Raw genomic sequence first — 962 nt, 5'->3', positions numbered from 1 at the left:
GAGTAACAACATTGCTTTTCATTTCGTTCTCCTAAATTAACTGATTATCGAAAGTTCCAATCATAAATAGCAAAAGCAATGCCAATATTAAATTCATGAAAAGCTATTTTAATTTAATAAAATTCTGACAATTAGCTAAAAAAACTCGTACAAAAAACAAAATACAGGCCATTTATTTACCTTACACAAACAATATAAATGTAGGATAAATATAACTAGTGAAAAAGCTTCTCGCTAATTTGTAGTTTTTTCAAAACAAAAACACACAGCGTGAATATTCTTGAGTTGTTAAATAGTCATTGAAATATCGCGTTGCGTGTTTATTAGAAAGGAAGCCAATCACACATCCGTCGTGCCTTGCTTTGCTTAAAAGCACAAATCCTCTACTCTGTGCCTAAGCAAATTCAATGGAATTGAAAGAATGATAAAAGGCAGTGAGTACCCTTCCATTCGTGCGTTGAGGACTTTTGTTGCTGTGGCTAACTATCTCAGCTTTTCTAAAGCCGCCGATGACCTGTGCGTAACACAAGGAGCGGTCAGTAAACAGATGGCATCTTTAGAGCAACTCGTTGGGCTTCCTCTCATTCATCGAGGGTTAAACGGCGTGGAGCTAACAGAGGAAGGAAAGCGCTATTTACCCCAAATAACAGAAGCTCTGGAGCTCATTCAGCACGCAACCGCCAGCCTAATTCAGACCAATACCGATCAAGAGCTGTTGGTTGTCGATGTCACCCCCTCATTTGCCAGTCTTTGGCTGGTGCCAAATATCGATGATTTCCACCAGCGCCATCCAAATATTCGCGTGAAAATTCTTACCGGAGATGGCGCAGTTAAAAACATTCATGGCGAAAGTGATCTGCATGTGCGGTGTTTGCCTCTTTCGACTCATTATGAATATAGCCAGCTCTTATGTGAGGAAACCTTGTTGCTGATTGGCAACACCAACCTACCAGAGCTGTCAG

General features: G+C 40.2%; 1 protein-coding gene. It reads left to right on the top strand.

Features of this window, described 5'->3' with window-relative positions; genetic code table 11:
- Positions 1-421: 421 nt before the first annotated feature.
- A partial coding sequence (locus R7O13_RS24865; protein ID WP_318304939.1) for a LysR family transcriptional regulator occupies positions 422-962 on the top strand: 541 nt, incomplete at its 3' end.

The organism is Vibrio sp. Y176 (assembly GCF_033438945.1).
This window is presented reverse-complemented; position numbering and strand designations above follow the sequence as displayed.